Origin of the sequence: Pseudoalteromonas maris (assembly GCF_049257235.1) — a bacterium.
GTDB lineage: Bacteria > Pseudomonadota > Gammaproteobacteria > Enterobacterales > Alteromonadaceae > Pseudoalteromonas.
This window is the reverse complement of the sequence record NZ_JBMMUF010000007.1, coordinates 93,628-114,409: the sequence shown is the minus strand read 5'-3', so window position 1 is coordinate 114,409 and position 20,782 is coordinate 93,628. Positions and strand designations below refer to the sequence as shown.

The 20,782-nt window shown below is 46.3% G+C and carries 19 protein-coding genes; 14 read left to right on the top strand and 5 right to left on the bottom strand.

The window, feature by feature from the left end; genetic code table 11:
• Positions 1-69: 69 nt before the first annotated feature.
• A complete protein-coding gene (locus AAEU32_RS11440) occupies positions 70-1,239 on the bottom strand; it encodes a BamA/TamA family outer membrane protein (RefSeq protein ID WP_421970655.1) in 1,170 nt (389 codons plus the stop codon).
• Between the two features lie 202 nt (positions 1,240-1,441).
• Between AAEU32_RS11440 and AAEU32_RS11435 the strand changes: the two genes are divergently transcribed.
• Positions 1,442-5,431: a rhombosortase-dependent M36 family metallopeptidase gene (locus AAEU32_RS11435; protein ID WP_421970654.1), complete on the top strand. Its 3,990-nt coding sequence runs from the start codon at positions 1,442-1,444 to the stop codon at positions 5,429-5,431.
• A gap of 68 nt (positions 5,432-5,499) precedes the next feature.
• Here the strand turns inward: AAEU32_RS11435 and AAEU32_RS11430 are convergent, their stop codons facing one another.
• Positions 5,500-6,321, bottom strand: a complete 822-nt coding sequence (locus AAEU32_RS11430; protein ID WP_421970653.1) for a HEAT repeat domain-containing protein — start codon at positions 6,319-6,321, stop codon at positions 5,500-5,502.
• Between the two features lie 365 nt (positions 6,322-6,686).
• Here AAEU32_RS11430 and AAEU32_RS11425 point away from each other — a divergent pair, with 365 nt between their 5' ends.
• From AAEU32_RS11425 to AAEU32_RS11380, 10 genes are read left to right on the top strand one after another with little or no spacing between them, the layout of a single operon-like run.
• Positions 6,687-7,373 (top strand): thermostable hemolysin, encoded by a 687-nt coding sequence (locus AAEU32_RS11425; RefSeq protein ID WP_421970652.1) that lies wholly within the window; start codon positions 6,687-6,689, stop codon positions 7,371-7,373.
• Positions 7,370-8,821: an AMP-binding protein gene (locus tag AAEU32_RS11420; RefSeq protein WP_421970651.1), complete on the top strand. Its 1,452-nt coding sequence runs from the start codon at positions 7,370-7,372 to the stop codon at positions 8,819-8,821. Before AAEU32_RS11425 ends, AAEU32_RS11420 begins: the two co-directional genes overlap by 4 nt.
• Positions 8,821-9,513, top strand: a complete 693-nt coding sequence (locus tag AAEU32_RS11415; RefSeq protein WP_421970707.1) for an iron-containing redox enzyme family protein — start codon at positions 8,821-8,823, stop codon at positions 9,511-9,513. Before AAEU32_RS11420 ends, AAEU32_RS11415 begins: the two co-directional genes overlap by 1 nt.
• Positions 9,510-10,295 carry an SDR family oxidoreductase gene (locus AAEU32_RS11410; RefSeq protein WP_421970650.1) on the top strand — a complete coding sequence of 262 codons (786 nt, stop codon included), beginning with the start codon at positions 9,510-9,512 and terminating at the stop codon, positions 10,293-10,295. The genes AAEU32_RS11415 and AAEU32_RS11410 overlap by 4 nt, the downstream gene beginning before the upstream one ends.
• A gap of 3 nt (positions 10,296-10,298) precedes the next feature.
• Positions 10,299-10,943 (top strand): tetratricopeptide repeat protein, encoded by a 645-nt coding sequence (locus AAEU32_RS11405; RefSeq protein WP_421970649.1) that lies wholly within the window; start codon positions 10,299-10,301, stop codon positions 10,941-10,943.
• Positions 10,944-10,955: 12 nt separating this feature from the next.
• A complete protein-coding gene (locus tag AAEU32_RS11400; protein WP_421970648.1) occupies positions 10,956-11,624 on the top strand; it encodes a response regulator in 669 nt (222 codons plus the stop codon).
• Positions 11,625-11,626: 2 nt separating this feature from the next.
• A complete protein-coding gene (locus tag AAEU32_RS11395) occupies positions 11,627-12,913 on the top strand; it encodes a sensor histidine kinase (RefSeq protein WP_421970647.1) in 1,287 nt (428 codons plus the stop codon).
• Complete coding sequence (locus AAEU32_RS11390) at positions 12,901-13,248, top strand: cupredoxin domain-containing protein (protein WP_421970646.1); 348 nt, start codon at positions 12,901-12,903, stop codon at positions 13,246-13,248. The genes AAEU32_RS11395 and AAEU32_RS11390 overlap by 13 nt, the downstream gene beginning before the upstream one ends.
• On the top strand, positions 13,238-13,954 hold the full coding sequence (locus tag AAEU32_RS11385; RefSeq protein ID WP_421970645.1) for a hypothetical protein: 717 nt from the start codon (positions 13,238-13,240) through the stop codon (positions 13,952-13,954). Before AAEU32_RS11390 ends, AAEU32_RS11385 begins: the two co-directional genes overlap by 11 nt.
• Positions 13,951-14,643, top strand: a complete 693-nt coding sequence (locus tag AAEU32_RS11380) for a hypothetical protein (RefSeq protein WP_421970644.1) — start codon at positions 13,951-13,953, stop codon at positions 14,641-14,643. Before AAEU32_RS11385 ends, AAEU32_RS11380 begins: the two co-directional genes overlap by 4 nt.
• A gap of 39 nt (positions 14,644-14,682) precedes the next feature.
• Here AAEU32_RS11380 and AAEU32_RS11375 read toward each other — a convergent pair whose 3' ends face one another.
• The 3 genes from AAEU32_RS11375 to udk all read right to left on the bottom strand — a co-directional run bounded on the left by AAEU32_RS11375 (position 14,683) and on the right by udk (position 17,516).
• On the bottom strand, positions 14,683-15,444 hold the full coding sequence (locus AAEU32_RS11375; protein WP_421970643.1) for a substrate-binding periplasmic protein: 762 nt from the start codon (positions 15,442-15,444) through the stop codon (positions 14,683-14,685).
• 204 nt (positions 15,445-15,648) lie between these two features.
• The gene (locus AAEU32_RS11370; RefSeq protein WP_421970642.1) at positions 15,649-16,872 is read right to left on the bottom strand and encodes a NupC/NupG family nucleoside CNT transporter; all 1,224 of its coding nucleotides are present in this window, start codon (positions 16,870-16,872) and stop codon (positions 15,649-15,651) included.
• Between the two features lie 14 nt (positions 16,873-16,886).
• Positions 16,887-17,516, bottom strand: a complete 630-nt coding sequence (gene udk / locus AAEU32_RS11365) for a uridine kinase (RefSeq protein ID WP_421970641.1) — start codon at positions 17,514-17,516, stop codon at positions 16,887-16,889.
• Positions 17,517-17,818: 302 nt separating this feature from the next.
• Here udk and AAEU32_RS11360 point away from each other — a divergent pair, with 302 nt between their 5' ends.
• The 3 genes from AAEU32_RS11360 to AAEU32_RS11350 all read left to right on the top strand — a co-directional run.
• On the top strand, positions 17,819-19,042 hold the full coding sequence (locus tag AAEU32_RS11360) for a phosphopentomutase (protein ID WP_421970640.1): 1,224 nt from the start codon (positions 17,819-17,821) through the stop codon (positions 19,040-19,042).
• 11 nt (positions 19,043-19,053) lie between these two features.
• The gene (deoD, locus tag AAEU32_RS11355) at positions 19,054-19,764 is read left to right on the top strand and encodes a purine-nucleoside phosphorylase (protein WP_421970639.1); all 711 of its coding nucleotides are present in this window, start codon (positions 19,054-19,056) and stop codon (positions 19,762-19,764) included.
• Between the two features lie 361 nt (positions 19,765-20,125).
• Positions 20,126-20,782: hypothetical protein (locus tag AAEU32_RS11350; protein WP_421970638.1), on the top strand; the 657-nt coding region annotated here is incomplete at its 3' end.

Sequence of the window (20,782 nt, the reverse complement as noted above, 5' to 3'; positions counted from 1 at the left end):
CCTCGACAATTTCGGGTCAATACATTCAGCATTAACACAACAAGTAAGTTTTATATGTGGGTAACTGAGTTACCAGCTGTTTCCAGCTTTAATGTAAATTGCTGTCTCTTCTGGGCCGCGCGCAACATCTATGCCCATACGAAAGCCATAACGTGGAGATACGAGGTAGCGAAAGCCTGCGCCAAACGTGACGCGGGATTTGGCGTCGTTGAGCTCACTCCAGCTGTTAGCTGCACGACCAATTCCACTGAAACCTAAGACTTTCCATTTTTCATCCCACAAATAACTTAATTCCGTTTCAGCGAGTAATACTTTTTGCCCTTGATAGCGCGATTTGGGGATACCGCGCAAATCAACAAAAGGCAGCACATAGATAGGCAAGGATCCAGCACCGCGATTGCTGACACCTTCATAGTCAACGCGCAGACCTATCCGAGCCTTGTCAGTGAGATGCCAATAGTTAAGGCCACTTAGGTAATAGCTGTGGTAATTTGCGTTGCTTCCTAATGCTTCATCGAATACAAGGTATTGCATGTGGTAGTTATAACCTAGTTCTGGATCAAACTGGTTGTCAGTTGTATCAAACTCCGCGGTGACACCCACCCCTGAGTTGTTGTTCTTAATTTCAACTTGTTCAAGGATCTGATTGATCTCATCAAACGGTCGGCCTTCAACGGAAGCAAATGGTGATTGTGCAAGGCTCAAATCAACATGACGATATATTTGTTTAGCACCAACGAACCAGTTACTGTCTTGTAAACGCCACATCAGCGTTTGCGTCATTCCAGGACCTTGTAAGTTGAGCTTGATTGGCTTATTCAGAGGAAACCCTGCGATATTATAAAAGTCTATATTGATATCGCCATAACCTAAATAGCCGCGGTATCTCAGGGTGTCTTGATGCCAGTAGGCGATATGCCCCAAGCCCAATACTTTACTTTTGTTACTGGTGTAGGCTGCGCCAATCATAGTGACACTTTTGGGCAGTATTGGCGTATCAGATGTGGCAATATTCTTGTTCTTTTCACTGTCGTGGAAAAACAATCCAGCTACACCCAGTCCCGTACCAACAGCAGGTTCAGTGATAATGCTGGGAACGGGTATAAAAGCAGGAGCACTGTCAGTAACAGGACGTTCTTTGGACTGTTGAGCATAAATATTGTGTGTATTTAATGCGATGTACAGCAATACCATGAAAATAGAGTTGTGCGGGAGCCTAACCTTGCTAGTGCAGAGCATAACCGTCCTTGTAACTGTGAGTGGCAAGGCATTATAACAACGCCTGTACCTTATATGCACACTTAATTTCAATGTGTTTATAACCAAAGTAAGGGCCTTTGTTGCACATTATTATGATCGTAAAGTAGCTCTGTAAGGGTATAAGAGTTAGAGTGTGCAAAGGCTAAGCAAGTGCACATCGCATCACAAATCAAGGTGACTTATGGATAACTTCTCTCACAAACCCGCTCGCTTACACTTTACGCACACAGCCATTGCGACGGCTGTTTTATTGACTCTGAACCCGGCCCATGCTGCATTTGATGGCGGCGATAACGTCGAGCGCTTTCAAGTTATGTCGAGTGCTCCTACCGTTACCTCCCAGCATCAATACCAGCTTGGTGCGCAAGTGAGTGAGCTCGGTGCACCTTCGCACTTTGATAGGCAATTAAACCGTGCAACCTTCGTCTGGGCAGCGCCGCAACAAGCACAGGTGCAAAGTCGAAGCGTATCAAAACATGATATTGCCACTGCGCATATGCAAAGACTTTCAGGACTCAATGCCAGTAAAGTAGCCAACATAGACACGCCACTGGTTGATTTTCACGATACTGGCAAAGGTGCTGTAATTGCCCGATACAAGCAGCTTGTTCAGGGCATAGAAGTGTTTAACCGCAGTTACAATGTGCTACTTAATCGCCAAGGGCAGCTAGTTGCAGGCTCTGGCTACTTCGCTGATGTACCACACGCAGCACTGAATTTTTCAGCGCTGAGTGCGTTTTCCACACCACAAACCGCAGCCCTAAAAGCGATTCAAAATATCAGCCGTAGTGAAGTGCAGTTTGACACCCTGAGAACACAGGGTGGTTACACCTGGCTGCAAGTAACAAGTGCCAATGATGATGAGTTGTTTGACAACGTGCGTGTTAAGCCGGTGTTTTATCCGCTTAACAACGAGCTTATTGCCGCGCATTATGTGGAAGTTGAAAGAAAAAGCACCACCTCGCTTGAGAGCGACTACTACTCATACGTAGTCGATAGCAACTCAGGGAAAATTCTATTTAAGAACAACTTGCACAGCCATGCTACGGCGTATAACTATCGTGTTTATGCTGATGCACAAAGTGGATACCCTCTGGAGGGCCCCCATGGCGATGTGATCCCCGCCGACGGTCCCAACCAAGTTGATGAAACAGATGTGCTGCAAGCGCCTTTGGTAAGCCTTCAATACTACTCAAGCTTATCAACTCAAGACCCGTGGCTTAGTGAAACAGCTACGCAAACGCAAGGCAATAATGTGTATGCGTATGCAGATATTGTCTCTCCTCAAGGGTTTAGTGCCGGTGACATTAGTGCACCAACCACATCTGCATTTACGTTTGATTACCCGTTAGACCCACTTGCCCCACCCACTACCGAGGGCAATATTCGCGCTGCTATTGTGAATTTGTTCTATATGAACAATTTCCTTCATGATGTGTTTTATGACTATGGCTTTGATGAAGCCGCAGGGGTAGCGCAACAGAGTAACTTTGGCCGGGGCGGTGTTGCGGGTGACCCCCTTGAAGTGCAAGCTCAGGATTACAGTGGTTTGAACAATGCTAACATGGCAACGCCCTCTGATGGTGCGAGTCCACGTATGCAAATGTACCTCTACAACTCTAAAGACAATCGTGTAGGCATAGACTTGGGGGTTGTTGGGCCAAATGGCGCATTGGCGTCTTCTCAGGCGTCCCAATTCGGTCCAAGGGCATTTGATATCAGTGCCCAATTAGCTCGCTATGAAGACGGTAACAACACCGACTCAGGCAGTATTTATGATGGCTGTGAAGTGCCGTTAGATGCCAATACTATAAGTGGCAAAATTGCCATTATTGAACGTGGCAGCTGTAACTTCACCGTTAAAGTTAAAAACGCGCAAGATGCAGGTGCTGTCGGTGCCATAATTACCAATAACGTCAACGATGGTACACCTGCGCCGATGGGCGGTGCAGATTCAACGATAACCATAGGTAACATGGGGTTGAACTTTGCCGACGGGCAATCACTGTATAATGCACTTAATGCCGGCAGCGTCACCGTGCGTATTTTTAACACCAATCCACTCAAAGATGGCACGTTTGATAACGGTATTATTGCTCATGAGTGGGGCCACTATATCTCCAATCGATTAGTTGGCAATAGTTCTGGCTTGTCTAACTTTCAAGGGCTAGCCATGGGCGAAGGGTGGGGCGATTTCCACTCATTGCTATTTATCGCCAAAGCACAAGATGCGCAGATTGCAGGCAACAGTGACTTTACTAAACCTTACGCCACAGGTACGTATGTAGAGGACTTTTACTTCGGTATTCGCCGTGTACCTTACACACCGAATCAAAATATTAACCCTTTGAACTTTAGACATATAACAGAAGGCGCAGGTGATGATGTTGGCTTGCCACCTACGTTTGTAGGCTCCCCTCATGCGCCTGGTGAGTTGTGGGCGTCGGTATTGTGGGATTCCTACGTGGCGTTAATCAACGAGCATGGCTTTAACACTGCCCAAGACAAAATGATGCGCTACTTAGTTGGCGGTTACAAAATGACGCCCAATGCCCCGTTATACACCGAAGCGCGGGATGCATTGTTGGCTACCATCGCCGCAGAGAGTATCAGCGATTATCGTTTGGTGCTTGAAGCATTTGCAAAACGCGGCATGGGTCTTGGAGCGCAATCACCAGATCGTTTTAGTGAAAATTTGACGGGTGTGGTGGAGTCATTTGAGACGCAACTCGCAAGCTATGATGCAAAAGAAGTTGTGCTCGACGCACGGGGCGTAAGCTATTGCACTGATGATGGCTACCTTGACGTCGGTGAGACCGGCACTTTGGCTGTGCAAGTGACTAACACTGGCAGTGAAACTCTGAGTGATGTGCCCGTTCGCTTTGAAGTACTCTCAAGCCAGGGTGTAAGTTTAGGAGACGGTGGAGTATCGAGCGTTACCCAATTAGAGCCGTTTGAAACGGCGGCAAGTGAGCCTATTAGCATCACTCTGAGCGAAGCCACTGAGGCCAGTGAGTTGCAAGTTCAAGTGAGCTTCCCTGAAAAGTCAGTGGGGGATGCTATTGTTGAGCCAGCGAGTTTTACGACTAGTTTTGTTGTGAATGTTGGTTTTGAAGATGCACCACTTAGCAATGGTGCTCAAAGCGATGATATGGAAAATGCGGTGCTCTCGAAAGAGAACCTCAGCCTGTTATTGCTAAAAGATAATCCGCTAGCAAAAGAGACCTTACGGTTTGATAACTCAACACAAATCGATGTGTTTGAGCAAGGCGGCGTAGACCTTGGCGCACAAGCATTGTTCCTAAACAACAATGCATTTGAGTCAGATGTTGCTCTTGTGACTCGTCCGTTCACGGTGGCAAGTGGTAGTGACTTCAATGTGTCATTTTGGCACTACTATGCACTGGAACAGGACTGGGACGGTGCAGTGGTAGAAATTAACATTGACGATGCAGGTTGGCAGGACGTAACCGATGCGGGTGGGCAGTTTAGCCTTGGTTACAGCGGTCAAATTATTAATAATCCAGCGCAGTCATTGAGTTTGCGACAAGCATTTACAGGGCGTAATGACAACCAAGGAGTGCTTGGCAACCAAGAGCAAATTAGCTTTGCACAAACCTTGGCAGGTAAACAAGTACAACTGCGTTTTCGTATTAGCAGTGACGCCAATACATACGATCAAGGCTGGTGGATAGATAACCTCACACTCAGCGGCATCGCCTCGTCGGCGTTTTATACGCAGGTTGCAGGGGACAGCCAAGCCTGTGTTAATCGTGCACCAAGTATCCAAGCGATCGCATCACAAACCGTTGATGAAGGCACACAAGTGACGATCACCGCTCAAGGGCAAGATGTAGATGGTGACGCGCTGAGCTACCAATGGCAACAAACCCAAGGCACCTTGGTGACCTTAAGTGGAGAGCAAACCAATACGCTTACTTTTACAGCCCCAGATGTGTCTGCGAGTGAAGTATTGCGCTTTAGCGTTACTGTTAGCGATGGCAGCTTAAGCGCTGAACAAAGTGCACAAGTTACCGTGAATAACGTAGCTGCGCCACCACCTCCTCCGCCACCACAGCCTGAGCCTGATTCAGGTGGCTCCGGTGGCGGCTCATTAGGATGGTTAGCCCTATTATCACTTGGAGCGCTGCGTCTGTTCAGAAGAAAATAATGGAAAATAAAAAAACCGCACTCTGTGCGGTTTTTTATATTGGCATGTAATATTAAACAGTCAGATATTTACAAGTAGAGCTGGATAATCTCACGATTCCACAAACCTTCCTTTGAGCCATCACTTTGCAAGGCTTCATTTTGCTTTTGCAGATAGCTGTACGTCACCGTCGTACCAATATCACCTAACGCTTTCAACGCCATGGCTCTGTCTGACCATGAGCTATCGCTTTCAAACAAGTCTATTAATAATTGAGTACTCTGAGCGTCTTTCATGTTGCCCAAAGATGAAATCGCAGCTAAACGGATGTATTCATCTTTAGAGTTCACCAATTCACGAAGATAAGGCAACGCAGTTGGATTGTTGCTAAACCCGAGTTCATATACATCTTGATAGTTTGCTTTAACTCCAGCTTGTTTTATTGAGCCAATCAAAGCCTGTGTTTTTTCATCAGACAACATACCATTTGTAATGTGTTGGTTTATTTTTGCGCTCAGCTCTTTAACCACCAAACTCATTGGTTCATTTAAAGTAGGTTGGATGATTTCGTCAAAACTCCAAACAGGTACTTTGCCTCGCTTTACGTATACTGCGACAGGTTGGCTCCCTTCAGCTGTCTCGATTTGGCCTTTTAGCATGGTAAATGTAATAAAAGGTGTGAAGCCATTGGTCCTGTGATTACGCATGTTAAAACGTAATACATTGAGTTTTGTCTCACCATCTCCAACAGTAATGGGAAGGTTGCGAGCTTTAAATTCCTCATTTAGATGTGACTCTAGAAATTCAACTTGATTGAGTAACTTACCTTCATACATGAGCGCGCTTGGTAATACGCCTGAAGAAAAAGGCGATGTTTTATCATTACGCTTGTCTACTACTTGTAGAGTCATAACATTAGTCTGTGCCTCTGTATTATAGGCGTGAACTGAAGGTTGTGGTTTAGTGATGCTGTATGAGCTTGGAGCACATCCTTGAAGTAAAAGCGCACATGACATTGATACTGCTATTGTTATTTTTTTTATCGTAAACATAAAGATCCCTTTATTTTTGTATAGTTATTAGCCGTTTGAAAATACCAAACTCAATTACTAAAAACAATTGGGTTATTTAACTTTTATACCGTTTTTGGGGTCCGGTGTGCTTTAACAAGTGGAAAATTATTTTTCACTTTTTGCGTTTCTTAAGACTTTCTTAAGACTTTCTTAAGTTTCGAAATCTAATGTGATCCCATCGACCAGTTTTAAGAGTCTTTGTTATGGGATCAGTATTGGTGAATAGCACTGCGATAGCGCACATCGAGCATGGAGCTGTTGAGGAACATGTAGGGGCTGGCTATTTTGTGGCTGCAACAAATAGCCATGTTCACAATCAACTGGCCATTCGCATCAAAGCGGGCTTTGCAAAACACTATGATGCCGAAGTAAACGAGTTTATGCCGTTATTGGCCTGCCTTGGTTACTCTGAACAACGCTACTGTTGCTTTGGCTTGCGCAGTGCAGCTGGCCCATTATTTTTAAGCCAATACCTCAGCCAACCTCTATCAGCTTATCTCGAACAGTGGGGTTGTAATGCTGCGCAATGTGTTGAGCTGGGTAATTTAGTCTCGACTCACTCCCAAGCGACTTTGGCCCATTTCGTTGTGCTTGCTAAGGCATTACATGAGGCAAATAAAAAGAAATTGGTATTTTGTGCCACTGGCCATATTCGCACTTTACTGAGCCGTGTTGGTGCTCATTTCACCGAGCTAGAAGCAGCAAAACCAGAGCGTTTGCAAGGTGCAAGCTCAAGTTGGGGCAGTTACTACGCGCACACCCCCGTGGTGTGTGTCGTGGATGTTGAGCAGGTATCGCGTCATGTCGATAAGGTCGATACCTTGTCTTTCTTTGCCAATGCTTATGCTCAAGACATCATCAACCTAAGCAAAGAAGTTGCACGCTTATGATGTCGCAATTGATTAATGCTTGGCATGGCAATGTTATTGATGACACCGAGCACATGAATGCCGCAATTTTCTGGCAAGAGGTTGAGCGTTTAGCAACGCATTTACGCCACATCAATCCGCGCTGTGTGGCGCTGGAGCTAGACAATAGTATCGCGTGGCTCGTTGCGGATTTTGCTTTGATGCAAGCAGGTATTGTGAGTATCCCCTTGCCACACTTTTTTTCCACGCAGCAACGTCAACATGCGTTGCAAAAGGCGCAACCCGGGTTACTGATCCGTACCCTCGATGATCATAATCCCGCAGATCACCTATGGCAGATTGGGCAGCAGCGCTTGGCTATTGAGGTGCTTGAGTATGACCCAGAGAACCCAAGAGCTTCATTTGCACAGGGTACTCAAAAAATTACCTTTACCTCGGGCTCCACAGGGCATCCAAAAGGGGTGTGTTTGAGTGCACAGCAGCTATTGCAAGTGGCAGCGAGTTTAGTGACACGTTGTGGACAAACTAACCCTGTGCATTTATGCCTACTGCCTTTGGCTGTGTTGTTGGAAAACGTTGCGGGTGTCTACGCACCGATGCTCGCAGGTGGCACTGTTCATGTCCCGAGTCTTGCAAGTTTGGGCTTTGATGGCACCGCGCTAACAGAACCACACAAGCTATTGGCAACAGTCACCACAGTGCAATCCAATACACTTATTTTAGTCCCCGAGCTGCTAAAGGGGTTGGTACTTGCCTGTGAGTCTGGCTGGCAGCCACCAAGTTCATTGCAATTTATTGCCGTGGGCGGTGCCAAAGTTGCGCCTGAGCTGATTGTGCGCGCTCGTGCATTAGGCCTGCCAGTCTATCAAGGGTATGGGCTTTCTGAAGCAGGCTCAGTGGTCAGTTTAGCTGATAGCTCAAGCAATGATATCGCAAGCGTTGGCACTCCTCTGGATCATGTTGAGTATGAAATTGTTGATGACGAATTAGTCATTAAATCCCCTAAATTTCTTGGCTACTTAGGGGATGCGGCACAATCACAGCACGTTGACAATGGTGGTTATCAGACAGGCGATCGCGTCAGCCTTGAAAACGGCGAATTGCACATTCGTGGGCGCATAAAAAACCAAATTATTCTAAGCAATGGACGCAATGTTTCACCGGAATGGCCAGAGTCTCTGTTATTGAGCAATAGTGCTCTTTCTCAGGCAGTTGTCGTTGGGGAGGGAGAGGCCAATTTGTGTGCGCTAATTTATTGTCATCCAAACCTAAGTGATGAGCAATTACAGGCAGTGGTGAATGCCACTAACACTCAGTTGCCTTGTTATGCCCAGATTGCAAACTTCATGCGTTTAAGCGCGCCATTGTCAATTGCACAGGATTATTTAAGTGCGAATCAGCGCCCTAAACGTGATGCCATTAACCATGGCTTTGCGGATCAAATTTCTCAGTTATTTCAGGAGTTGTAATTATGTCTTTCTTTGCACAACTATGCGAACAAACCCAACAAGAACGCCAGTATTTGCTGAGCGCAGATGTTATAAAAAAAGCGCTTGCAGGTGAGGTGAGCACGGACTTGTATGTGGCGTTTTTGCAGCAGGCGTACCATCACGTTAAACACACTGTACCACTGTTGATGGCGTGCGGTGCGCGTATTGATTCTGAGCAAGAATGGCTACGCAACGCCATTGCTGAATATATTGAAGAAGAGTTAGGCCACCAAGAGTGGATTTTAAATGATATAGCCGCCTGTGGTTACGACAAAGAGCAGGTGCGCAATAGCGCGCCAAGTTTTGCAACAGAGTTGATGGTCAGCTATGCCTACGACAGTATTGCCCGGGTATCACCTTTGGCCTTTTTCGGTATGGTGCATGTGCTAGAGGGGACATCTATCGCCTTGGCTGATAACGCCGCGGGGCACATTCGTGAGCAGCTTGGATTACCCAAAAAAGCATTTACCTACCTTACGTCCCACGGCGCTCTTGACCAAGAGCATGTGAAGTTTTTCGAAGGCTTGATGAATCAAATTACCAGTGCACACGACCAAGCGGTAATCGTGCATGCTGCAAAACGTTTCTATCGATTGTACGGCGACATCTTTCATACCTTGAGCGCCGAGCATGGCATTAACACCATGCCTCTGGCTCAGGAGGCATCATGAGCGCCCCGATTGCTGTGCTCAGTGGAGCCAGTGGCGGTATCGGCGCGCACATCGCCAGGCAGTTAGCGAGTCGAAGTTATCGCCTAGTGCTACTCGGAAGAGACGTTGATGCATTGCACGCATTGCAACGCGAACTCCCCAGTGCTGAGCAGTCATTCCACATTGCTCTGCAGGTAGATTTAGCTAATGACGCTGATATGTCGCGTGTTATTGAGCTGATTCATGACATTGGGCGGTGCGATTTACTGGTCAACAATGCGGGTGTGAATGCCATGGTACCGTTTACGAGTCTGAGTCGGGAGGAGCTTGATGCCACGCTCGCAGTCAATATTCGCGCACCCATGTTGTTAAGCCAAGGGTTGTTGCCAATATTGGCGCAAAATAACGGCGTTATTGTCAATGTAGGCTCATCATTTGGTGCCATTGGCTACCCCATGCAAGCGCACTATTGTGCCAGCAAGTTCGCACTGCGCGGATTTAGTGAGGCATTGGCGCGCGAGCTTAGCGACACATCCGTGCAAGTGAAATACTTTGCGCCACGCGCTACACAAACAGCCATTAATTCAGACAAGGTAACAGCGCTTAATAAAGCGCTCGGAAATGCCATGGACACACCTGAATATGTTGCTAAAGAATTTATGCATCTGCTTGATTCAACAGAACGGCGTCGCAGCGTCGGTGCGAAAGAATCATTTTTTGCCAAGATCAACGCGCTGTGGCCAAAGGTGGTCGACAACGCATTAGCAAAACAATTATCAACCATCAAACAGTACATGAGGTGAGATATGAAACCTGTAATCGCGAGTCTATTTTTTGCTGCGCTGATGTCACACAGCGTGAGCGCTGAAGTGGATGCCGACTTAGCCAATATTATGCGCCAGTGGGCCCACGTAAATTATGAGATTGAGGGTAAAGATCAGGAAAAAGCATTTGAGCAACTGGCTCAAGACGCGAACACCTATGCGCAATCGCACCCAGAATTGGCCGAGGGTTACATTTGGGCGGGGATTATTCATTCAAGCTATGCTGGAGCAAAAGGAGGGCTAGGTGCACTGGGTTTAGCTAAAGAAGCAAAGAAAGACTTTGAAAAAGCCATCGCTATTGACGGTAATGCGCTACAAGGCTCAGCATATACCAGCTTGGGTACACTCTATGCACAAGTCCCCGGTTGGCCAATTGGTTTTGGCAGTGATAAAGAGGCGCAGAAGCTGTTTGATAAATCATTGGAAATTAACCCCGATGGCATTGATATTAATTACTTTTATGCCCAGTTCCTCTATGATGAAAGAGACTACAAAAAAGCGAAAATGCATTTACTCAAAGCGCAAGCTGCACAACCGCGAGTTGATAGACCTTTGGCAGATAAATATCGCCATGAAGAAGTGGATGTCTTATTAGCAAAAGTGGAGCGCAAGTTGCGCCGCAAATAAAGGAGTTCGCCATTGCGGCTGTTGTTAGTTGAAGACGACCTTCAGGTCAATCAAGGGCTCACTCGCACACTGTCTCACGAGGGATATGCGGTTGAGTCGGTCATGTGCCTGACTGACGCCAGATCTTTTGTGGCCAATGATGAGGTAGATTTACTGATCCTTGATTTAGGCTTGCCTGATGGCGATGGTTTGAGCCTGCTCAGTGACATTAAAAAGCGTAGAAAGCCACTGCCAGTGCTTATTCTGACAGCACGCGACTCGTTGGACGATAAAATCAAAGGGCTTGATTTGGGGGCGGATGATTACCTTGTGAAACCCTTTGAAGTCGATGAGTTATTGGCGCGGTTGCGGGTATTGGGTCGGCGTGTCACCGGTGTGGTATCAAGCACCCTTGAATGCGGACCTATTGTGATGGATTTAGCCGCTCACGACGTTCAGATTAACGCTCAAGCCCTAACCTTGCCGCGTAAGGAGTATATGTTGCTCAAAGCGCTGATGGAAAACCAAGGCCGGGTTCAATCAAAAGAGCAACTTGAACAAAAGTTGTATCAGTGGGGGGAAGAACTCGGCTCAAACGCCATAGAAGTTCACATTCATCATCTGCGTAAAAAGCTACCTGATGGCACCATCAAAACCCTGCGCGGGATTGGCTATGTACTCAATAGAGTGCAGGAGAGTTGAACGTGAGCATCAGGATCAAGTTGGTTTTGTTATTGATATCTATGCTGGTCTTGATCCTGTTTTTGGCGCTGATACAAGGTTATCAGCGCAGCCTTGAAAGCGCTGACGCACTGTTTGATCAGCACTTACTCGAACGTACTCAGTTACTCAGTGCCACTGATCCACAGCAGATGTCTACAGTTGTCAATGCTCCGTGGCAAAAGTGGCAAGATGGAGTGCTTGTCGCAGGTGACGTTTCCCTCATAAATCACGTGCCTGAACAGCAATTGCAAACAATTAATAGCCAAGGCCAGCGATTGCGTATTGCTATGTTTTGCCAGCAGCGGTTATGTACTGTGCTTGGTGAGCCTATTGCACAGCGCTTCGCGTTGTCTGAGCAATTAATTGTCGCGCTGATGGCGCCCATGTTGGTGGGAATTGCTATTTTAGCCGTATTTATTAGCCTTGTGGTTAAGCGTGCTTTAGCGCCTTTGACCATACTGTCGCGTGAGCTCAAGGGCAAAGCAGCAAATGACTTTTCCATGTTACACACCACGCCTTCTGAACACGAAATCAAACCTGTGGTCGCAACCCTCAATGCGCTGTTGCGTCGAACAGAGCAAGCCTATTTACGCGAGCGTTACTTTGCTAGTGATGCAGCTCATGAGTTACGAACGCCATTGAGTGCGATGAAAATAAGCCTGCATAACCTGTTACAGCGCTACGACGATGAAGACGCCAAAGCAATCAATATCAGCGTCGATAGACTCAATCACATGGTAGAGCAAATGTTGGCACTGGGTAGAACATCATCAAAACAGTGGCAAGATAAACTCACAAAGTTGTCGCTCAGTGTGATTTGCCAAGAAATTATTGCCCAGTTGTATGAGCAGATTGAAGAAAAAAACTTGGACATAAGCCTGCATGGGCAATGCCAAGACATAGACGGTGAACCGTTTACCTTACATGTCATGATAAAAAACCTCATAAGTAACGCCGTTAAATACACGCCAAAAGACGGCAAGATTGCGATTTATTTGGCTGATGAGGGCACTCAAGTGATCTTCAAGATTGCTGACTCAGGTCCGGGTATTGCACAGGAGCTGAGAGAGCGTATTTTTGATCGCTTTTTCCGTGTCGGCGGCGACTCCCACCCTACGCATATCCCGGGAGCCGGATTAGGTATGGCGATTGTGCAGCACGTAGTTGGTTTATACCGTGGTGACGTGCAACTGCAAGAGAGTCAGTGGCAAGGCCTTGAGGTCGTGGTGCGCTTGAATGCAACGCGGGAGACGCTATGCAGCGATTGATTGGTTTATTGCTGTTTATTAGTGTGTCTGCGCAGGCGCAACTACAGGAATTTGAGCTTACCCTCAAGGATCATCTGTTTTATCCAGCGCGCTTGCAGGTACCAAGTGATGAGAAAGTGCGATTGCTTATTCGCAACCTTGACTCAGAGCCTGAAGAGTTTGACAGCTTTGATCTCAATAGAGAAAAAGTGCTATTTCCGCATCGCATCAACGTTATTTACATCGGCCCGTTAGCACCTGGTGAGTATTCTTTTTTTGGCGAGTTTGCGCCAGATACTGCCCGAGGTGTGATTATCGCTCTACCTATGAACAAGGAGAGCACTGATGATCAATAGTTTGCTAGTGACTATTAATCAATTATTGCCTTTGGCGGTGCTGGTGGTATTTGCAAGTACGTTGTGCACCTGCTCATTCACTAAAAAAGCCTTGCCTTGGGTGATTGCAGCACTATTACTCCCTTGTTTTATTTATATTTTTACAATGGAACAGATAAGCCAATGGTTTGGCTTTTTAGGCTTTGAATACTCGCAAATTGTATTGCTACTGGTGATTGCGCTAAGCGCGTTAGTGGGATTGGCGATACAGCATTGGTTACCCTTTGTGGTGTTGCTGAGCAGCGCATTGAGTTTGTATAGCAGCCATTATATTCCATGGTTGCTGCAAGGAGATTTTGATGCATCACGTGGACTTGGGTTGTTTCTTGGCATTGGCATTGTTGTCAGTTTTGCTGTGTTGCTGTGGTTCTTTTTACAGTGGCTTAATACACGTTATGGCCCTTTGGGAGTCGTGATTTTGTTCGGTATGCACATCGCTGGGAGCATGGTTGCCATGCTAGATATTGCTGCGGGTGCAGGGTTATTTACAATGCCTGCTGCGTTTACTGATCTGCGCTTTTTGTTGCAAGAGCAAAGTGTTGTTGGGCGCTTGGCCAAAGTCGTGTTGGGTTATGAAGCAACGCCGAGCCTGTTATCAGGTGCAGTGTACGCAACGACACTGTGTAGCTTGGTCGGCGTGTTCGCATGGCGAAGGAGATGTGTATGAGACGGGTAATGTGTTTGACGACGATGCTAATAAGCACCATAGCATGGGCTGATGGTATGGTTGTCGATAAAGTATACCATCCTTATGTCATGCCCTACGAAAAAGAGGTGGAATGGCGTTTGGTTTCGAGGCAAACCGATAACGGCAATATCCTCGCACAACGCTTTGGTGTGGGAGGGGCTATTACTGAAACACTGAGCCTTGAGCTTTACGGTGTTGGTGAGCGTGACGACAACGGCGATTTTGGCTTGTCTGCGTATGAGGCAGAGTTGCGTTGGCAGATCTCTGAGCAAGGGCGCTATTGGGCTGATTGGGGGGCGTTGTTCGAAGTTGAAAAGCAACACCAGTTAGATAGCTACGAAATTACCTCAGGTCTACTGTTCGAGAAAGAATTTACTAAAACGAGCCTTACTCTCAATGCGTTCGCAGTGTATGAATGGGGCAGTGACATCGAGAGCGAATGGGAAACTGAGTTTCGAGCGCAATACCGCTACCGATTGCGTAGTGCGTTTCAGCCCGCTATTGAGGTGTATGCAGGGGAGGATTTTTTGGGTGTTGGCCCTGGGTTTATTGGCTTGCACCGCTACGATGGTCAGCACCAACTCAAGTGGGAAGCTGGATTCATTAGTGAAGTAGGGCATGGCGGTAAAGATCATAGCTTCCGCTTAGCGTTAGAATTTGAATTTTAGAAGTGAAAACCCCAGAGGCCCTTTACCGTAGCTCACCTGTCACTGGTCGTAGGCTTGTATTTGAGCATAAGGGTCTGTGAGCTTATCAGTGTACCACTGACTTGCAGAGACCTTGTTAAACGCCTCTTGCAAGCGCGTCAGGATTGCAGGATCCGTATCTATATTGGCCGCGAGGTAACCATACACGCTGAGTTCTTCCACAGCCATAATAAAGCGCAGATCATTGTTAGCGACATTAAATTGCTTTGCCATTGAATGCATATAATTAGGGTCATCAATTACCACATCGACCTTACCTGATAGCAGTAACTGATATGACTGTTTAATGTCGGTTGTGTGAATCGTGGCAAAACCGTGTTCTTCTAAGTACAGCGCGCTGACGTCATCTCGTTGCACTGCGATGCGGTATCTGCGCGCATCATCAAGTGTGCTAATACTGACATCATCACGCGATGCTAACGTAACAAACCCGAGGCGAAATAGCCCTACCTTACCAATCCAATGAAACTGTTGCTCACGCTCTGGTGTTTTAGCCATGCTGTAAATGAGCGTGTTGGGCGTTTTATGCGCTAGGTGATAAGCGCGTGCCCAAGGAAATATAGAAAACTCCGCGTCAATACGCGCTTCGTTAATTATTTGTCTGACAATGTCAGTGCTGCTACCGCCGACGCTATCGTTGATGAGAATTTGATTAGGAGGGCTTACTTCAGTAACGATGTATACTTTTTCGTTTGCGTAACTAATGCTTGTCCAAAAACAGACAATGGTGCTTAACAAGAATGAAATGAGAATTTTGTTCACGTTTATTTTTAATTTTTTGGGTACTACTTTCTAATCATAGATAAGCTTGAGCAAAAATGCATCGTTTTGTTTTGCTCTAAAACGATAAAAGGGCCTTGCGGCCCTTTGGTGAAGTATCGTTCAAGTTAGCTATTGCCATAACCCCTTAAGGCAATAACCGAGGTCCGGTGGACCCTGTTTTGCAACCGTGGTTTCTCTTTGTTTCTAAGCAATAGAGAGGAAAAACCCAGCAATTGCTGCGCTCATGAGGTTGGCCATCGATCCTGCCAACACTGCTCTGAGCCCTAGACGCGCGATATCCTTTCGCCGGCTTGGTGCCATACCACCAATCCCGCCTAGTAAAATGGCTATCGATGATAAGTTAGCGAAACCACACAGTGCGAAAGTAACAATCGCTTGTGTGTGCGGGCTTAACTCATCACGATAATTCACAAAGTCTAAATAAGCGACAAACTCATTTACGACTAATTTCTGGCCGATAAAACTACCGGCTGTCATCGCTTCGCTCCAAGGTACACCGAGTACCCACGCTACTGGAGCAAACACATAACCTAGAATCTGTTGTAACGTTAGCTCTGGATGATCAAAAAATCCGCCAAACCAGCCTAACACGCCATTCAACAGGGCTATTAGGGCAACAAACGCAAGTAACATCGCACCGACATTCAGCGCTAACTGCATACCGCTTGATGCGCCCGACGCCGCGGCATCAATCACGTTAACAGGCTCTTCGTGGTCGCCATCAAGCTCGGCTAAATCTTCTTTTGGTGTCTCTGTCTCTGGCACGATCATTTTGGCCATGAGGAAACCACCAGGTGCTGCCATGAAGCTTGCAGCGATAAGGTACTGCAAATCAACACCGATTTTTACGTAACCAGCCATTACAGAGCCAGCTACCGTTGCCAAACCACCCACCATCACCGCGAACAGTTCTGACTTGGTCATGGTTGCGATAAACGGCTTTACAATTAACGGCGCTTCAGTTTGCCCAACAAAAATATTCGCCGTCGCTGATAGCGACTCAGGGCGTGATGTTTTGAGTAGTTTTTGTAAACCACCACCTAGGATTTTAATGATCCAGTTCATCACACCGAGGTAATACAATACGGCAACCAATGACGAGAAAAACACAATCACAGGGAGCACTTGGAATGCAAAAAGGAATCCAAGAGTCTTCTCTGAAGCTAAAGGCCCAAAGAGGAAACCAATACCATCAGAGGCATAATTGATCACCTGCGATACCGCACTCGACATGGCGGCGAGAATATTCTTACCAAATTCAAAAAACAGCACAAAGCCACCAATGATGACTTGCAGCAAAAATGCCACGCCCACTGTTCTTAGATTAATAGCCTTGCGATTAGTAGACGCTGCGAAGGCAATGGCCAGAAGTACCACCATGCCGACTAGGCTCATAAAAGTTGTCATGCCCGTTGTTCCCGTTATTCTTGTAATAGGTGTTTGATTTTACTTTTTATTATGTCAATTGCTACGCGGTTTTTACCACCACGAGTCACGACCAAATCGGCACTGTGTTTTGATGGCTCAATAAATTGATAGAACATCGGGCGCACAGTTTGCTTATATTGTTCGATAACCGATTGTAGACTACGACCGCGCTCTTCGATATCCCTTTGCATACGGCGCATTAAGCAGATATCAAGTGGCGTATCAATAAACACCTTAATATTAAATTCTTCTCTTAGCGCAGGGTCGCTCAGTAGCAAAATACCCTCAACAATGAGAATTTTTGCTGGCATCACCCGACGCGTTTCTTGACTACGTGTATGTTCACTGTAGTCGTAAACAGGCACATCCACTGGTGAACCTGCGCGTAATTGGCGCAAATGTTCAACCATTAACTCATGCTCGAAGGCATCAGGATGGTCATAATTTGTAGTTACGCGGTGCGCCATTGGTAAATGAGACTGATCCCTATAATAGGCGTCTTCTTCAACAATCGCGATGGCGCCCGGTTCGAGCTCGTTTACCAACTCTTTGTATATGGTTTGGCTAAACAAAGATTTGCCTGATGCCGAAGCACCGGCAATGGCGATAATAGTTTGTGTCACAGACAAGCACCCAGACTGATATTAGACAAGGAATTACTTTAGCAAATTCGCTGCGAATAATCTCAGTTGATGTCATCCTTTTAGCACCACAGAGCGCAGAAGTGACGCAAGTCCTCGCGTTATTCCGACAAATGTATCGGTTTTAGGGTGTTTTTATTAAGGACTTATGTCCGCTCGAAAAAACATCATTCTGACCACGCAATAAACTGCCTTTACCTATACTGTGTTTAGGACTTTTGTCCTGTTTACGACTACGGCAAGTAGTTAAAGTGGTCGCATTACATGAATTAAGTGAGGCAACTATGGCAAGAGCTGTGATTCTAATGGCTGATAGCTTAGGCGTTGGCGCTGCACCAGATGCTGAAAAATTCGGCGATGTTGGCGCAAATACGCTAGGCCACCTTCTTGATGCGTATGCACAAGAGCACGGTGCTGCTTTAGCCTTACCTAATTTATCTAAGCTAGGTTTGATTGATGCCTGTGAGGCGGCGTCGAGACGAACCTTGCAAGTAGCGAAGCGCCAATTGCCTGAGGCGGCATGGGGCTATGCGAAAGAATTATCGAGTGGCAAAGATACACCATCTGGCCACTGGGAAATGGCGGGCGTACCAGTGTTGTTTGACTGGGGATATTTTCCGCACACCACCCCCTGTTTCCCGCAGGCGTTTATTGACGAGTTTATTAAACGCACGGGTATTGAAGGCATTTTGGGTGATTGTCATGCATCAGGCACGACCATTATCGCCGAGCTTGGTGAAGAACATGTTAAAACGGGTAAGCCGATTTGTTATACCTCTGCTGATAGTGTGTTCCAAATCGCTGCGCACGAAGAGAGTTTTGGTCTCGAAAGGTTGTATGAAGTTTGTGAAATTGCACGCTCACTACTGGATGAATACAACATTGGGCGAGTCATTGCGCGCCCATTTTTAGGCAATGATGCGAGTGATTTTAAACGTACTGGTAATCGTCGCGATTACTCAGTGTTACCGCCAGCGCCAACGGTATTAGACAAACTTGCAGACGCTGGCGGTGAGGTGATCAGCATAGGGAAGATAGCGGACATTTATGCGCACCAGGGGATCACGCAAAAGTACAAAGCGCCAGGCTTAGAAAACTTATTGCTTAAAACTGAGCAGGTCATTGCTGATGCGCCAGACAACAGTTTAGTGTTCACCAATTTGGTTGACTTTGATGAGCTATATGGCCACCGTCGTAATGCGGTAGGTTATGCGAACGCGCTCAAAGAATTTGATGACTTTTTACCGCGTATTATCGCGCAGTTAAAAGATGGCGATGTACTTATCATTACTGCAGACCATGGCTGTGATCCAACTGCTGCAGGTTCAGATCACACCCGTGAGTATGTTCCAGTAATCGCATACACGCCGGGTTTAGGTAACGTCGCGTTAGGTGAACGTGAGAGTTTTGCAGACATTGGCCAAACATTGGCGCAATGGTTTGATTTAACAACATTAGAATACGGTAAAAGCTTTGCGTCGGCGCTCAAGCCAACACAAGCACAGTAAGAGGACAGCATATGAGTACGCCACACATTAGCGCACAAATGGGTGATTTCGCCGAAACAGTTTTGATGCCGGGCGATCCACTTCGCGCTCAGTATATCGCTGAACACTTTTTAGAAGATGCCAAGCAAGTGACTGGCGTACGCAATATGTTTGGCTTTACCGGTACATATAAAGGTAAGCCAGTCAGCATCATGGGCTCAGGCATGGGCATTCCGTCTATGTCTATCTATGCGCGTGAATTGATCTGTAGTTTTGGTGTGAAAAACATCATTCGCATTGGTACCTGTGGTGGCATTGCCCAAGACACCAAAATTCGTGATGTGATTTTTGCACAAGGTGCGAGCACCGATTCAAACGTGAACCGTGCCCGTGTTCGCGGTTGCGATTTCGCTGCGCTTGCAAACTTTGGCTTGCTTGAAAATGGCGTGCGTGCAGCGCGTGAACTGGGCATTGACGCTAAAGTAGGTAACGTGTTCACAACCGATACTTTCTATCAGGCCGATCCTACCTTCTATCAAGAGTTAGATAAGCTAGGTGTGATGGCTGTGGATATGGAAACCGCGGGTTTGTACGGTGTTGCAGCTGAATACGGTGCAAAGGCAATGGCTTTGTTTACGGTGAGCGATCACGTAATTACCGGTGAAGCAACCCCCGCAGAAGAGCGTCAAAGCACCTTCAACGAAATGGTAAAAATCGCCCTTGAGTCAATTTTATTAGCTTAATGTTCAGTAGCGCGTTTACGTGACTTTATTTTAAGTAACTGAAAATTAAGCAAAGAGTTCCTTGGTAATACGTAAAATTACGTTAACCTCAAAGCCCCCGCATCATGCGGGGCTTTTTTTTGCACATTGCGCCCTTTGCTCCATGAGTTGAACGATAAAGCTGTAGTCAAAAGCGGGAAAAGTGTGGGATATTAAGGTCCTTAGTTTGCAACACCCATGTCCCTTGGTAATAAGTGAAAAACATTAACTTCAAAGTCCTCGCTTTTTAGCAGAGCTTTTTTTGAAAATTTTGAATTTGTTGATTTATGTTAACATTAAGGTTACATTGTCCCTGTTTTGACTAATCAAGGATGATATTTTCGTGGGTGCACTCGTACATATTCTATTGGCTTCTTTGTTTTATATAGTTTCACTTTCAGTGCTAGCCAGTGATTATACTGTTGACGTTGGCGAAGATTCAGCTGTTGAGGTAGCAACTTCAGAATTATTTCCGCTGAGTGGATATGAGGTGGCGTACAAGCAGATAGTTTCTTACCCAAGCAATGGTACAGTTACATTATCAGCGTATCATTACAATCAATTACTCATATACAGGCCACATGACGACTTTTGTGGCACTGATAGTATAACAGCTTCATTTACTGTAGTGGACGATTCTGACACGATAGGTCCTGTAAATCCTCCTTACGACGAAGTATATTCAACTTCAAACTTTGAATCGCCAAGCTTCACCAATGATGGTTACTTCATTCTGGAGCCTGAAGACAAAATAATTACGTTCAATGTTAATTGTGTTAATGACCTTCCCTATATTTGGGGACTGCCTGATAGGTCAACTTTCAAAAATGGCATTGAAGATTTAACGACCAATGAAGATGTCAACAAGGTCGTTGGTTTTACCATCGGTGATGTGGAAACAGCAGCGACGAGCCTAACAGTCTCAGTGGTAAGCAGTTCGAATACAGCCTTGTTGCCAACAAGTCGTATTACCTTGGGTGGCAGTGGTGCATCACGAACA